15 protein-coding genes are annotated in these 14,402 nt (G+C 65.7%); 8 read left to right on the top strand and 7 right to left on the bottom strand.

Going from position 1 to position 14,402, the window contains the following annotated elements; translation table 11 throughout:
• From PVW46_RS07575 to PVW46_RS07565, 3 genes are all read left to right on the top strand, one after another.
• Positions 1-604, top strand: a 604-nt coding sequence (locus PVW46_RS07575) for an ABC transporter ATP-binding protein (RefSeq protein WP_274575443.1), incomplete at its 5' end; no start/stop codon positions are given.
• 34 nt (positions 605-638) lie between these two features.
• Positions 639-1,679, top strand: coding sequence for an ABC transporter substrate-binding protein (locus PVW46_RS07570; RefSeq protein ID WP_069209793.1), 1,041 nt, complete (start codon positions 639-641; stop codon positions 1,677-1,679).
• Entirely contained in the window at positions 1,676-3,364 is a 1,689-nt protein-coding gene (locus PVW46_RS07565) for an ABC transporter permease subunit (RefSeq protein WP_069209792.1), read from the top strand. The genes PVW46_RS07570 and PVW46_RS07565 overlap by 4 nt, the downstream gene beginning before the upstream one ends.
• Positions 3,365-3,381: 17 nt before the next feature.
• Here the strand turns inward: PVW46_RS07565 and PVW46_RS07560 are convergent, their stop codons facing one another.
• Entirely contained in the window at positions 3,382-4,269 is an 888-nt protein-coding gene (locus PVW46_RS07560; protein WP_043140119.1) for a LysR family transcriptional regulator, read from the bottom strand.
• A gap of 114 nt (positions 4,270-4,383) precedes the next feature.
• Here PVW46_RS07560 and PVW46_RS07555 point away from each other — a divergent pair, with 114 nt between their 5' ends.
• The 4 genes from PVW46_RS07555 to PVW46_RS07540 are packed head-to-tail and all read left to right on the top strand — an operon-like array spanning position 4,384 to position 7,127.
• Entirely contained in the window at positions 4,384-4,809 is a 426-nt protein-coding gene (locus PVW46_RS07555) for a cupin domain-containing protein (RefSeq protein WP_274575441.1), read from the top strand.
• Position 4,810: 1 nt separating this feature from the next.
• Entirely contained in the window at positions 4,811-5,602 is a 792-nt protein-coding gene (locus tag PVW46_RS07550; protein ID WP_043139961.1) for a cysteine hydrolase family protein, read from the top strand.
• The gene (gene hpxZ, locus PVW46_RS07545) at positions 5,599-5,988 is read left to right on the top strand and encodes an oxalurate catabolism protein HpxZ (protein WP_190285413.1); all 390 of its coding nucleotides are present in this window, start codon (positions 5,599-5,601) and stop codon (positions 5,986-5,988) included. Before PVW46_RS07550 ends, hpxZ begins: the two co-directional genes overlap by 4 nt.
• Positions 5,988-7,127: an amidase gene (locus tag PVW46_RS07540; protein WP_083242325.1), complete on the top strand. Its 1,140-nt coding sequence runs from the start codon at positions 5,988-5,990 to the stop codon at positions 7,125-7,127. Before hpxZ ends, PVW46_RS07540 begins: the two co-directional genes overlap by 1 nt.
• Before the next feature lie 48 nt (positions 7,128-7,175).
• Here PVW46_RS07540 and PVW46_RS07535 read toward each other — a convergent pair whose 3' ends face one another.
• Positions 7,176-8,003 (bottom strand): phosphogluconate dehydrogenase C-terminal domain-containing protein, encoded by an 828-nt coding sequence (locus tag PVW46_RS07535; protein ID WP_069209791.1) that lies wholly within the window; start codon positions 8,001-8,003, stop codon positions 7,176-7,178.
• A 105-nt stretch (positions 8,004-8,108) separates the two neighbouring features.
• Here PVW46_RS07535 and PVW46_RS07530 point away from each other — a divergent pair, with 105 nt between their 5' ends.
• Positions 8,109-9,461, top strand: coding sequence for a four-carbon acid sugar kinase family protein (locus tag PVW46_RS07530; RefSeq protein ID WP_069209790.1), 1,353 nt, complete (start codon positions 8,109-8,111; stop codon positions 9,459-9,461).
• Here the strand turns inward: PVW46_RS07530 and nanR are convergent.
• From nanR to PVW46_RS07505, 5 genes are all read right to left on the bottom strand, one after another.
• Entirely contained in the window at positions 9,458-10,168 is a 711-nt protein-coding gene (gene nanR / locus PVW46_RS07525) for a transcriptional regulator NanR (RefSeq protein ID WP_074620657.1), read from the bottom strand. The two genes, PVW46_RS07530 and nanR, sit on opposite strands and share 4 nt — an antisense overlap.
• 74 nt (positions 10,169-10,242) lie before the next feature.
• Positions 10,243-11,970, bottom strand: a complete 1,728-nt coding sequence (locus PVW46_RS07520) for a D-apionate lactonase family protein (RefSeq protein ID WP_069209788.1) — start codon at positions 11,968-11,970, stop codon at positions 10,243-10,245.
• A complete protein-coding gene (locus PVW46_RS07515; RefSeq protein WP_069209787.1) occupies positions 11,967-12,986 on the bottom strand; it encodes a Gfo/Idh/MocA family protein in 1,020 nt (339 codons plus the stop codon). The genes PVW46_RS07520 and PVW46_RS07515 overlap by 4 nt, the downstream gene beginning before the upstream one ends.
• A 13-nt stretch (positions 12,987-12,999) precedes the next feature.
• Positions 13,000-14,064 (bottom strand): ABC transporter permease, encoded by a 1,065-nt coding sequence (locus PVW46_RS07510; RefSeq protein ID WP_069209786.1) that lies wholly within the window; start codon positions 14,062-14,064, stop codon positions 13,000-13,002.
• A partial coding sequence (locus PVW46_RS07505; RefSeq protein WP_274575429.1) for an ATP-binding cassette domain-containing protein occupies positions 14,061-14,402 on the bottom strand: 342 nt, incomplete at its 5' end. The genes PVW46_RS07505 and PVW46_RS07510, both read right to left, overlap by 4 nt.

Genomic DNA, 14,402 nt, shown 5'->3' with positions numbered 1-14,402 from the left:
ACAGCGCGTCGCCCTGGCCCGCGCGCTGGTGATCGAACCCGAGGTCCTGCTGCTGGACGAACCGCTGTCAAACCTCGACGCCAACCTGCGTTCGGAAATGCGCGACGAAATCCGCGCCCTGCAACAGCGCCTGGGCATCACCACCATCTTCGTCACGCACGACCAGCAAGAGGCGCTGTCGATGTCCGATCGCATCGCCGTCATGGACGGCGGGCTGATCTCGGAACTGGGCACGCCGGAACAGCTGTGCGATGCGCCGACGTCGGCCTTCACGGCCAAGTTCCTGGGCGCGCGCACGGTGCTGAACGGCAGCGTCGACAACGGCGTGTTCCAGACCAAGGGCGTGCGCTGCGAAGGCGCGCCGGACGGCGCGACCAAGATGGTGCTTCGCGCCTCGCGCCTGCGCCTTGGCGACGCCCCGACCGGGCCGCTGTCCCTGTCGGGCACCGTCACCTCGGTCAACTACCTGGGCGAGACCTTCGAGATCGACCTTGCCTCGGCCAGCGGCCCGGTCCGGTTGACCATTCCCTCGGACCTGACGGCCCCGCCCGCGGGCGCGACCGCCTCTGTCGAGGCCCTGCCCGGCGCCGTGACCTTCATCTGAACGACCCAACCACCCACCAACAGGAGTAAATGAAATGGCATTGAACCGTAGACAGTTTACCGGCCTGATGGCCGCGGGCCTCGCCGCCCCGGCGTCGATCATCCGCCCGGCCTACGCCCAGCCCAAACCCGGCGACGAACTGGTCGTCGGCATCTGGGGCGGCGCGCAGGAAAAGATCGTCAAGAAGCACATCGAACCCAAGCTGGTCGAGAAATACGGCTGCAAGGTGTCCTACGTCCTTGGCGGCACCGGCGAACGCCGCGCGCGCGCCTACGCGGAACGTGGCCGGCCCAGCTTTGACGTGCTGTATCTGAACATCTACGAAAGCCGCCAGGCCGTTGCCGATGGCGTCACCCAGCCCGCAAGCCCCGCGGTGCCGAACTACGAATACCTCTACCCGCTGGCCCGCAAGGGCGGTTACGGCGTGGCCTTCAACCCCTGCACCATCGTCTACGACAAGACCGCCGCCTCGGCGCCGATCACCTCGTGGAAGGACATGTGGAACCCGGAATGGAAAGGCCGGATCGCCTGGCCGAACGGCCTGGGCGCCGAGGGCATCTCGGCCCTGATGATGACCGCCAAGGCCTGGGGCTACGGCATCGACGAGTTCGACAAGGTGGTCGAGAAGGTCAAGGAGCTGAAACCCTTTGCCGGCATCCAGGGCAGCCAGGCACAATTGTTCGACATGCTGGACCAGAACGTCGCCGACCTGTCGGTCGAGTTCGCCTCCTTCACCCGCATGTACGCCGAAAGCCGCAACCCGAACTGCGCCATCGCAGAGCCGATCGAGGGCCAGGCCGTGACGATGAACGTGGCCTGCATCACCGAGGGCACGCGCAACCAGAAGCTGGCCGAGGAATGGGTGAACCTGCACCTCAGCCCCGAGACCATGCTCGCCTACGCGAACGAGATCTACTACTCGCCCACGGTCAACAACGTCGAGATCCCGCCCGAGCTTGAAGGCAAGGTCATCACCGCCGGCAATGTCGACAGCCTTGTCGATTTCGACTGGGATTACATCAACGCCCACCGCTCCGAGTGGCAGGCGAAATACGACCGGGAGATCGCTGGATGAAACGTTGGATCGGTCCGGTTCTGTCCTTTCCCGTAACCGCATGGCTGCTTCTGGCCTTCGCGGCGCCGATGATCGTGGTCGTGCTGCTGTCGCTGCACGAATACCCCAGCCCCTTCGGCCCGGTGATCCAGAGCCCATCCCTGGTACAATTCGTCAAGATCCTGACCGATCCATTCTATCTTTCGGTGATTGCCGAAACGGTGCTGCTCGGCCTGGCCGTGACCGCCATTTCGGCTCTTCTCGGATACCCCCTGGCCTACTGGCTGGCGCGCATGCCATCGAAATGGCGTGCGCTGTCCTTCGCGGTGATCCTCATCCCGCTGCTGACCAACGTGGTTGTCCGGTCGCTGGGGATCATGTTGCTGCTGTCGCCGCAGGGATTGATCAACACCTTCACGGGATGGTTCGGCATTCCGCCGGTGGAAACCATGCTGTTCAACCACGGGGCGGTCATCATCGCGCTGGCGCAGGTCTTCATGCCCTTCATGGTGCTGGCGCTCTATGACAACTTGCAGAACACCTCTCCGCGCATCCACGAGGCCGCCGAAAGCCTGGGCGCCTCGCCGGGGATGCGCTTCCTGACCGTCGATTTTCCGATGTCGCTGCCCGGGTTGCGGTCGGGTGTGATCGTGGTCTTCCTGATGGCAACCACCTCTTACGTCTCTGCCACGCTGCTGGGCGGTGGCAAGGTCTGGACGATGGGGATGCTGGTCCTGAACGAGGCGATCAGCAACCTGAACGCAACGATGGCCTCGGCCCTGTCGCTGGTCATGACGACAGTCGGGCTGGGCTTCATCGCGCTGGCGACCCTCTGGCTCAACCGCTTCATGCGCTGGCGCCAGGGCGTACCGTCCTCGCCGTGGACGATCCCCGCCTGGGTGGCGACCCTGGTCGACACCGTCGGGGCGCCGCTGCGCTACCTGCTGCTGTTCTGCTCGATCGGGCTGCTGATCCTGCCGCTGGTGCTGGTCATGGTCCAGAGCTTCAACGACGTGCCGCTGGCCACCGCGGCCGGGTTCAAGGGCTTTACCCTGGAATGGTATCGCCGCGTCCTGATCGAGGGTGACTACACCTCCAACTTCGTGGTGTCGGTCAAGCTGGCCCTGGTCGCCGTGGCCATCGCCGTCGCGCTGGCGATGCCCGCCGCCTTTGCCCTTGCGCGCTATCCGTTCCGGATGCGTCCGCTGCTGCTGGCCTTCTGGATGCTGCCCCTGTCGCTGCCCGGCGTCGCCATCGCCGTCGGCATGTTGAAGCTGCTTCAGGTCTACCTGATCATACCGCCCTTTGCCGGGCTGGTCTCGATCCACGTCGTCGTGATCCTGCCCTTCATCATCACCCTGCTCACCACCTCTGCCATGTCCCTCGACCGTTCTCTGGAAGAGGCCGCCGCCAGCCTGGGTGCGAACAAGATGCGTTGTTTCCTGCTGGTGACGCTGCCCGGCATGGCACCGGGGATCTTCGCGGCGGCGCTGGTCGGCTTCCTGATGAGCTTTGGCGAGGTCACGGTGACCAGCTTCCTGACCACCGCCCGCCTGACGACACTGCCGGTCCGGATCTATTCCGAGGCAACCTTTGCGCTGGAACCAACGGCGCATGCGATCTCTGCCCTGCTGATCGTCGTCACCACGGTGGCGCTGGCGCTGCTGGGCAAGTTCGTGCGCCTCGACCGGCTCTATTCGAGGTGACGCCGATGGAACGTCTCTCAGCCCAGGGCGGCGCGGAAATGCTCTGCCAGGACACTGCCCAGCGCGGACGGGTTCCGGTCCGGCCCCAGCAGGATGAGCCGCTGCGTCTCGCGGGCGAATTCCTCGACCGGGACAAAGGCAAGCTGACCAGCGGCCACCTCCGTCTCGATGTCGAAGGGCGTCAGGAAGGTGATGCAGCCCCCCAGCCGTGTCAGGTGGCGCATCATCTCGATCGAGTTCGTCTCGATCAGGTCGCTGGGTCGTCCGCCGGAACGGGCAAAGAGCTTTTCCAGGTGCGGGCGGATCACCATGCTCGTATCCGCCACCACCATCGTGTAGTCGGCGCATTCGTCCAGCCGGACACTGGAGCGCCCCGCAAAGGGATGGTCCGGCGGCACGACAACGCCAAGGTTGACCATCGCGACCGCCAGTTGCCGGACGTTGGGACGCGGTGGAAAGTCGAAACCGATGGCAAGGTCCGACTGCCCCTCGGCCACGGCGGCGATCATCTCGTCCGGGTCGGTCATCAGCTGCAGACGCACCGCGACCTTGGGGTTCGCCTTGCGGAACTGCATCACCACGCGCGGCACGATGTTCGAGGCAAGCCCGCTCATCAGCACGACCGAAACCTCGCCCCGGCGCAACCCCTTGAGATCCTCGATCAGGGCCAGGTTCCGGTCCATCTCGCGCAGGGTCTCACGGATGTGGACCAGCAGGATTTCCCCTGCCGCCGTCAGCGTCAGCGACCGGGGCGCCCGGTTGAAGATCGGCGTGCCCAGGTCATCCTCCAGCGACTTGATCTGCCGCGAGATCGCCGAGGCCGCGACGTTCAGCTTGTCCGCCGCCGCCCGGATCGACCCCTGTCGCGCCACCTCGTCCACATAGGTCAGAACCCTCGCGTGCATCCGTTTCTCCGTTGCCAATCCGTCATCGAAACTCCGGTTTCCGATGCCATTCATGGCATGTCCGCCCCCTCATCACCATCCCGCAAGACTGCGTACTGACAAGAGGTTCCCCAGATGATGAAATCCTTCTCACATGAACAGGTGGCCAAGGCCGAAGCCTGGAAGATCGCACCCTCGGACAGCAATTATTTCGTGATGCTCTTCGACCCCGCCAATGCGCCCACCGACAACATCTACGTCGTCGAGATCTTCACCAAGGGCGGCGCGACCCCGCCGAACAGCCATTCCAAGGCGCATGAGTTCTTTTACGTCATCGAGGGCGAGGGCTATGCCTCGTCCGATGGCGACCGCCTGCCCATCGCGAAAGGCGACGCGCTGCTGCTGAATCCCGGTTCCGTCCACGTCGTCGAGAACACCGGCGCGGGCAAGCTCTATACCCTGACGGTCATGACCCCGAACCAGGATTTCTCCGAGCTGATCCGGTCGGGAGAGCGGGTAGAGCTGGACGACGAAGACCTGCGCGTCCTGACAGAGGCCTGAAATGACGGATCTTTCCCCCGACACCCCCCTGCCCCTTGGTGCCACGCCGCGCAACGCATGGCATGTCAGCAAATCCAGCGTCGACATGACCCGCAGCCAGCCGCCGGTACGTCCCGTCACCCTGCGCGACCGCGACCGCACCGTCACCATCGACTTGTCGCGAACGGCGATCATCGTGATCGACATGCAGAACGACTTTTGCCACGGCGACGGCTGGCTGGCTCAGCTCGGCGTCGACGTGTCCCCCGCACGGGCGCAGATCGCGCCGCTGCAGGCCTTGTTGCCTGAACTCAGGGCACAGGACGTGCCGGTCATCTGGCTCAACTGGGGCAACCGGCCCGACCGCATGAACTTGCCGCCCTCGGTGCTGCATGTCTACGATCCCGACGGTCGGTCGACCGGCATCGGCAAGCCGCTGCCCTCGAACGGGTCGCATGTGCTGGAAGAAGGCAGCTGGGCCGCCGCCGTGGTCGATGAGTTGGCGCCGGAACCGGGCGACATCGCCGTGTCGAAATACCGGATGTCCGGGTTCCAGGACACCGAACTGGACAGCATCCTGCGCAACCTCAGCATCACCACCGTGCTGTTCGCGGGCGTCAACGCCGATCAATGCGTGCTGTGCACGCTGCAGGACGCCAATTTCCTGGGCTACGACGTCATCATGCTCGAGGACTGCTCGGGCACGACCTCGCCCGGATATTGCATGGATGCGACGCTCTACAACGTGCGACAGTGTTTCGGCTTTGTCGGAGACAGCAAGGACATCCTGAAAGCGATCGGAGACGGCGCATGACCGTGACGTTGAACCAGCCCGAGGCGCTGGCAGAGCTGACCGCCGCCTGCGACCTCTACGAAAAGGCGCTGATGGACAATGACCTGGAGGTCCTGGACGGCTTGTTCTGGGACAATCCAAACACGCTGCGATACGGCGTGGGCGAAAACCTCTACGGGATCGAGGAAATCCGCGCCTTCCGCAAGGGCCGCACCGGCGGATCGCCCCAACGTGAGGTCATCCGGCGCGAGATCGCGACACTTGGGCCGGATGTCGGCATCTGCAACCTGCAGTTCCAGCGCGTCGGCTCGACCCGCATTGGCCGCCAGAGCCAGACCTGGGTTCGCACCGAAGACGGCTGGCGCGTAGTCGCGGCCCATGTCTCGCTGATGCAGGACGGATCGTGATGCATTTCAGCGCCCCTCCCTTCGTCTCGATCTTCGACCCGCCGCTGTCCGCGGGCAAGGGGCCACTGACGGGTCTGCGCCTTGCCGTGAAGGACAATTTCGACGTCGCCGGGCATGTCACCGGCTGTGGCAACCCCGAATGGGCCGCGACGCATGAGGCGGCCGAAACGACCGCCCCCCTTGTCGCTCGGCTGCTGGACCTCGGGGCCGAGGCCATCGGAAAGACCCAGATGGACGAACTGGCCTATTCCCTGATGGGACAGAACGCGCGCTACGGCACCCCCGTGAACCCGATCACGCCGGACCGGATGCCCGGCGGTTCCTCGTCCGGTTCCGCCGTGGCGGTGGGCTCCGGTGCCGTCGAAATTGGGCTGGGGACGGACACCGGCGGGTCCGTGCGCCTGCCTTCGGCCTTTTGCGGTGTCCATGGCTGGCGCCCGACCCACGGCCTGTTGCCGGCAGAGGGCCTTGTGCCGCTGGCCCAGAGCTATGACGTGCCGGGCTTCATGACGCGGGACGCGGAAACGCTTGCCCTGGTGGCAGAGCAGTTCGCACCGGCAGCCACCTCTCTGGACGGCGCGTTCCTGTATCCCGAAGACCTCTGGCACTTGGCAGAGCCGGAGACCGCCGAGGCGCTGCTGCCCCCCGGCCAGGATCTTGGTCCCCCGCTGTTCTCCGATTACCTGCGCAGCCTGCTCCTGCCGACCTTCCGGATCTGCCAGGGAGCAGAGGTGGCCGCGAATTTCCGCGACTGGATCGCAGAGACCGCGCCGGCCTTCGGCCCCGGCATCCAGCAGCGGTTCGAAGGCGCGCTTGCCCTGACGGACGAAGAGATCGCACAGGCGCGCAAGGACCGCGCCCGGATCGAGGACCACCTGGTCGCCAGTCTTGGAGTGCGGAACGTGATCGTCCTGCCCACGGCACCGGGTCCTGCCCCGCTGCTGTCCGTCAAGGGCGAAGAAATGGAAGACTACCGCAACCGCGCTCTGACGCTGCTGTCCTTGGCGGGTCATGCCGGGCTGCCGCAGGTCAGCCTGCCGATGCGCACTCCCGCCGGGCTGCCTGTCGGTCTGTCGCTGGTCGGTCCGCGTGGCAGTGACCGGGCGCTGATTGCACTGGCGCGCCAGATGCAGGTGTGACTCGGTCCCGCCAAGTTGGCCGCCCCGAACCGGGGCGGCCCATTCGAGTCAGGTGATGCGCCGGATGCTGGCGGCGATCTCGTCCATTTCAAAGACGTTTTTCCAGTCGTCGCGCATCAGGGCGGGCTTGCCGAATTCGATGGCCTTGTTGCAGGCGTCCGAGAACTGCCCCTCGACCTCGTCGAAGATCACCGCGCCGAGAATGTTCATGTGCCCCAGCAGGAAATCCCGCGCGCAGTCATAACTGACACCGCGTTTGACGACCTCGTCCATCGCCTCGCGCATCACCACCAGCAGCGAGGCACAGACGGTTTCCGACAGGCCCGGCTCCAGCAGGGCCATCTGTTCGACGGTGACCCGATAGGTGCGAGCGACCGGGGCATAGATCGCGCGGGCGATGGCATCGCCCAGCGCGTAATGCTCTTCCGGCCCCTGCATCAGCGCGTTGACCACGCCCTGTTGCGCCGCGACGCCGCCGAAATGGTCCTTGCGACCGGCCTCGGTGGATTCGTCGTTGAAGATCGGCGGATGGCAGGGATGGGTCACGAAATAGGTGATGTCCTCGCGTTCCGGCAGGTGCCCGGCATAGGGCGCCGCCGCATCCAGGATGACCACCATCGTGCCCGGCGCCAGCGTCGGCACGACGTTCGCCGCAACCTTGCCGATCACGGTGTCCGGCACCGCAAGGATGACAACTTCTGCCCCCTGCAACCCGGTTTCGGCATCGACGGCCTCGACACCGACCTCGGTCTTCAAGCGCGCCTTTCCGGGGTCGCTGATCTCGATATGGCTGACGTCGAAATCCGTCTTCGCGAGGTTCAGCGACAGACGGACCCCCATTTTGCCGCCAGCTCCGAAAAGCGCGACTTTGGTCATTATGGAATCCTCCGGTAGGGCTTGCTTAACTGGTATGATCAGATAATATCATGCGAACAATGTCAACAGGCGACAGGCCTCTTGCCACGGGAAGGACCACATTTCATGACGCCAAGACTGGCCTGGCTGGGCGACGATTTCACCGGATCGGCCGCCGTGATGGAGGTGCTGGCCTTTGCGGGCCTGCGGACGGTGCTGTTTTCCGGCCCTCCGTCCGAGGCGCTGGCCGCCCGTTTCGCCGATGTCGAGGCGGTCGGCATCGCCACCACCGCGCGCACCGACAGCCCCGACGCCATGCGGGCCAACCTGCCTGCCCCCCTCGCCTGGCTGGACGCGACGGGCGCACCGATCCTGCATTACAAGGTCTGTTCCACCTTCGATTCCGCGCCGTACAGCGGCAACATCGGCACCGCCATCGAATTGTGCCTGGCCCAGCGCGCCTCGGCAGGTGTGCCGCTGGTCACCGCTGCCCCGCAGATGCGTCGCTACCAGGCGTTCGGGCACCTGTTTGCGGGCACCTTCGAGGGTGTCTTTCGGCTGGACCGCCACCCGGTGATGTCCCGCCACCCGGTCACCCCGATGACCGAGTCCGACCTCTTGCGCCACCTCTCGTCGCAGACCGACCTGCCCTCTGCCCTGCTGGACCTGGAAACGCTCTGGTCCGGCAAGGCCCAGGCGGCACTGGATCACGCCCTGGACAACGGTGCACGCATCCTGTCCTGCGATAGCATGGAGCCGCTCAGTGAAACTGCCGTCGGCAAGCTGATCTGGGAGAACCGCAATCGCCTGCGCGTGGCGGTCGGCTCTCAGGGGCTGGAATATGCGCTGGTGCGTTACTGGCAGGAGAGCGGCGAGCTGCCACCGCCCCCGCCGGTGCAGGGCGCCGGCAAGGTGGCGCAGATCGCTGCCGTCTCCGGCTCCGTCTCGCCCAGCACGGCGCGGCAGCTGGACTGGTCCGCCGCAAACGGCTTTGCGGTGATCCCATTCGATACCGTATCCGTGCTGGGCGATCCCGGTACGCTGGCGGGTGAGATCGACCGTTGCGCAGGTGCCGCGACCGATGCGGCGCAGACCGGGGCCAGCCCGCTTGTCACCTCGGCCCAGGGTCCCGACGATCCGCGCGTCGCGGCGTTCCGCACCGCCCTGGCCACCAGCGGCGTGTCGGCGGAAACCGCCAATGCCCGGATCGGCCAGTCTCTGGGCCGCATCCTGGACCGCGTGCTTCAGCAAACCGGCTTGCGCCGCGCCGTCATCTCGGGCGGTGACACCTCGGGCCACGGGATGCGCGCGCTGGGGCTGGACGCACTGCAGGCACTGGCCCCCACCATCCCCGGCGCGGCGCTTTGCCAGGGCTTTGGCGGCAGTGCCCATGACGGGCTGCAAATCGCGCTCAAGGGCGGCCAGATGGGCAGCGAGGATTACTTTGGCTGGATCCGCGACGGCGGCGGGCCGCGTTAACCGTGTGGCCCGAAGGACACGCGTGAGCGTTCCAGGTGGCGGCGCATCTCCTCGACCGCGCCCTCGGCGTCATGCGCCTCGATGTGATCGACGATCTTGGCATGTTCGGCCAGGGTCACGTCCTCACTGCCGGAACGGTGCAACAGGCTGACATGGTATTCGAACAACCAGCCCAGCATGGCATCCGACACCGACTGGATGATCGGGTTGCCCGCCAGCGAGGCCAGCTTGCGGTGAAAGGCCATATCGGTGGTGATGAAGGCATTGGCATCGCCCAACTGGCTGCGCTGCAGGTCGATCAGGGCGCGCAGTTCCGCCACATCGTCCGGCGTCGCATTCTCGGCGGCGACGCGCACCATGCCCAGTTCGAACATCTGGCGGGCGTGTTTGAGATGGTCGAGGTTGGCGGGTGCCGAATCCAGTACCAGCCGCGCCAGTTCGTCCGACTGGGTCAGCACGCTGGCCGCATTGAGTTCGTTCACCCGAGACCGTTCACCGTGGCTGATGGTGATCAACCCGCTGTTGTGCAGCGATTGCAGCGCTTCGCGCACCGCCGGGCGGCCCACGCCGAACCGTTCCATCAAGGCGCGCTCAGAGGGCATGTAGTCGCCGGGCTTCAGCTCGCGCGTGCGGATCATCTCGTGCAGACGCTCCAGCACCTGTTCCGACAATTTGCGGCGGACAATCTTGTCGGGGGCAGGTTTCATGGGGCTGTCCATTTCATGGGCTCCGGCGCGGACTCGTCAGGTAACATGATAAGTAGCCGTTTCAACTGCGCGGCTCAATCCATACCGCCGGACCAGCCATAGGGCATCAGCCCATGTCCGTCCTGCGGGGTCAGGTTGGCGCGCAGCCGCGTGGTCCCGGCGTCCAGCACCGCCAGCCCGTCGCGGACAGCGGCCTCTTGCACGTGTTGCCCCGCGATCCCGGACAGGGCCCGCAGGACCTGCGGCAAGGGTCCCGGATTGCCCACCACCCCGCGCGGACCATAGAGCGCCGCTGGCGTCCAGACGGCAATGTCGAACGGCGCCAGAGCCGCCGCCAGGCCCAGGGCATAGGCCGCGCCAAAGGCTCCACGGTGGCGCGGATCATCATCGGTCATGCAGACGCGCCCGGCGTCCGGGTTGGGGATCGTGCGAGAGCCATAGGGGTTCTGGCGCATGGCGATGGTCGCCGGTCCGATGCGATACGCGCGGTCCCCGATGAGCGCGCGGGCGGATCTTGCGATATGGGGCACGGCCTCCAGCGTTTCCATCACCGACAGGTCATCGGCGGCATGGACGATGGGGCAAAGCCCGTGGCTGACGAAATCCAGCGTCGCCAGTGGCGGGCGTTTGCGGTTGAGTTCCGTGAACAGGCTTGCCATCCCGCCGCCCCGGACGAGGCCGGGAAAGGCCCGCGCGGCGGCGGCGTGGATCTCTGCCAGCGGCGGACAGGCAGGCCATTCGGACCCCGGCGGCGTCGATTGCCGATCTACAGAGGGAACGACCAGCACAGAGGCCGGGGCAAAACCGCTGGCCGCGACGGCGTCGGCATGGGCCTGCAATTCGGCCTCCGGCGTCTGCGTGCCGTCGAACCGGCAGATCAGTTCCAGGTCATAGGCCACGTCGGGCCGTGCCGCCTGTGCCCGCGCAAAGGGCGCGATCTGCGGCGCGACAGGCCCTTTGGCCGCGTCCACGTGGCACAACAGGCGCTGCGGACACACCGGGTCCAGATCGCCGGGATTGTCCGCCAGCCGTCCTGCGTCCGTCGCATCCAGCACCAGCGCCATTTCCGGAAAGCGCGCCTCCTCCGGCGCGGGACAGGTGGCGATAGGCGCCGTCTGGCACGCTTCCCAGGTGATCTCGACGGATTGCTCCAGCGCCCCGCCATCCGGGATGACATAGGGCCAGGGCAAGGCCAGTGGGCGGTTGTAGGTCTTGTAGGAGGCATCGCCCCACTGGCGCTGATCCTCCATCTCGAAGGTATCGCCTAGAAAGGCGCAGCGCACGCGCAACCCGTTTGCCCGATGCTCCAGCGCGGCAATGTCCATGAAGGGCTGCCAGGGGTCGATCAACTCGGGAAAGTGACTGTCCTCGACCTGCCCATCGGCATGGTTCACACGCGCCGGACAGCCCGCGACGCCCTCGATCGGATGCAACAGGGTAAAGCCGGCGCGGTTGGTTTCGAAATCCCCGGCGGCCTTGCCCCGGGCCTGGACCGTTAGCCGCCCTGCCCCGAGGGTCATCATCACGTCGACATCCAGCCGTGCCGTCCCGGTGTCGAAGCGCATCGGCAAGGAGAGGTGCAGCGCACCGTCCCGGTTGTCGCGGGTCAGTGTCCCAAGGGTCGGCGCGATGGTGCCCCAGTCGCGATCCCGCGCCAGGAAAGCGACGGAGCGGATGATTTCGACACCACCCACGCTTATGTGGCGCAGCGCGCCGTCCTGCAAGTGCAGCGTCACCTCGCCATGCCGGATCTCCTCGGAGGCGGCGGGCGGCTGATCGGTGCCATAAAGCGCCAGGTTCATAGCTCTGACAACGCGACGCTGCGCCCCTCCGCCGCCGACAGGTAAGCGGCCTCGACCAGCGCAAAGGTCCGCAGGTTGTCCGCTCCAGAGGTCTCGGGCGTGCGGCCCGCCGCAAGGCAATCAACGAAATGCTGCTGGATCAACGCCACACTTTCCTGGATGTTGTGCCAGGGCCGCTCCGCCCAGGGCAGCACAGGCGGCGAGACATCGCGCACCTCCTCCTGCCCGTCGCGCTGGATCGTCAGGCGATAGCCCGCGTCCAGCCGCAAGCTGCCCTTGGTGCCGTCGATTTCCAGCAGGGTTTCGGGAAAGGTCTCGGGCATCCGCCGCGTGGCATAGGAACAATCCACCACGGAGGTCACACCGCCACCGTGGGACAGCAGCATGGTGGCCACGTCCTCGCCACGGATATTCGGGTTGATCCGCCTGGTGGTGGCGCTGATCCGGTCCACGTCCCCGAACAGGGCACGGGCAATGTCGAGGATATGGATGCCCAGGTCCTCGATGATGAAACGCTCGCCTTCGGCAAGGTAGGGCTGCCCGGAAAAGACGTCATAGCCGGACCGGAAACTCACCCGGCCAAAGAAGGGCGTTCCGATGGCGCCGCCGCGCAGGGCCTCGATGGCCGCGCGCACCGCCGATTGCCAGCGAAAGTTCTCATGCACCATCAGCGTCTTGCCCGTGGCCTCGACCGCCGCGATCATGGCGCGGGCGTCGTCCATGTTCAGCGCAAAAGGCTTTTGGCAGATGACATGCACGCCGGCCGCTGCCGCCATTTCGACCAGAGGGCGATGCGATGGCACGGTGGTCGCGATATCGACGAAGTCGAACCCGCCTTCCGCAAACATCTCCGCCGCATCGGTGTAGCGGCGGTCGATGCCGAAAGCCTCGCCCGCCTCGGCCAGGCGGGTCTCGTCCCGGTCGCAGATCGCGACGATCTCGGCCCCCGTCACATCCGCCCAGCCGTGCAGTTGATTGCGGGCAAAGAAACCGCAGCCGATAAGTGCGCCCTTCATGCCATCCCTCCTCTTACTTGCCCAGCGCGGCCTGGGCCTGCAGCGCGACCTTGGCCTGGACCTTTTGCTGCGCCTGGTCGATGACCACGGCCGCGATGATGACAAGCCCCTTGATAACGGTCTGCCAGAAGGCTGACACCCCCATCATCACCAGCCCGTCCGACAGCACCCCGATCACAAAGGCGCCGACGATCGTCCCACCGATGCGCCCGCGCCCGCCGGACATGGACGTACCGCCCAGAACCGCCGCCGCGATGGCGTTCAGCTCGAAAGTATCGCCGGTGGCCGGATGGGCGGCGACCAATTGAGAAGAGATGATGATCCCCACCAGCGCCGCGCAAAAGCCCGAGAACATGTAGACGAAATATTTGACCTGGGTGACCTTGACCCCCGACAGGCCCGCCGCACGTTCGTTGCCGCCGACGGCATAGATGAACCGGCCCAGGGGCGTGCGGCGCGCGATATAGGCGGCCAGTACACCCACCGCGATCAGCATCCAGATCGAGATCGGCACGCCCAGGAAATCTCCCGATCCGATCATGCGGTAGCTCTGCGATCCGTATTCCGCGTTCCCCGAGAGGTTCGGAAAGGTCTTGCCGTCGCTGGACAGCATCGCCGCACCGCGCGCGATATAAAGCGTCCCGAGCGTGGCGATAAAGGGCGCCACGTTCAGCTTGGTGATCAGGAACCCGTTCAGCGCCCCGATGGCGATCCCCACCAGCGCGACCATCAGGCAGATTTCCAGCATGTTGAACTGGATCGACCAGCCAAGCCCGATGTCGATCCCGTTCAGCAGCAGGTAGCCCGCCACCATCCCGCAAAGCCCGACGATGGAGCCCACCGACAGGTCGATCCCGCCCGAGACGATGACAAAGGTCATCCCGATGGCCAGAAAGGCGTTCAGTGCAACGTGTTTCGACATGATGACCATGTTCGCCGCCGACAGGAAGTTCGGCGCGAAGATCGAAAAGAACACGAAGACGAGGATCAGCGCGATGAAGGTTCGCGCCTTCAGGATCAATAGCAGCGTCGCGTTGGGGCTGGAGGCCCCGGCGGCACTTGCGGTCATGTCGGTCATTGTGCGGTCTCCCTTTCCGCGTCCTGTTCTGACAGGGGCGCGTGGCCGACGGCGGATGCGCTGACCAGCGCCGTTTCCGTGACCTCCTCCCTGCTGAATTCTCCGGTGATCCGCCCGTCCGACATCACGATGATGCGGTCCGACAGGCTCATGACCTCTTCGAGGTCGGATGTGACAAAGACGATGCCCAGCCCCTCGGCGGCCAGCTGGCGCATGACGCGAAAGACCTCGGCCTTGGCGCCGATGTCGATCCCGCGCGAGGGTTCGTCCATCAACAGCACCTTGGGCCCGGTCATCAGCGCCTTGGATATCACCACCTTCTGCTGGTTGCCGCCCGA

The organism is Mameliella sp. AT18 (genome assembly GCF_028807275.1).
GTDB lineage: Bacteria > Pseudomonadota > Alphaproteobacteria > Rhodobacterales > Rhodobacteraceae > Antarctobacter > Antarctobacter albus.
The sequence above is the reverse complement of the archived record's forward strand: the minus strand, read 5'-3'. Positions and strand labels throughout refer to the sequence as shown.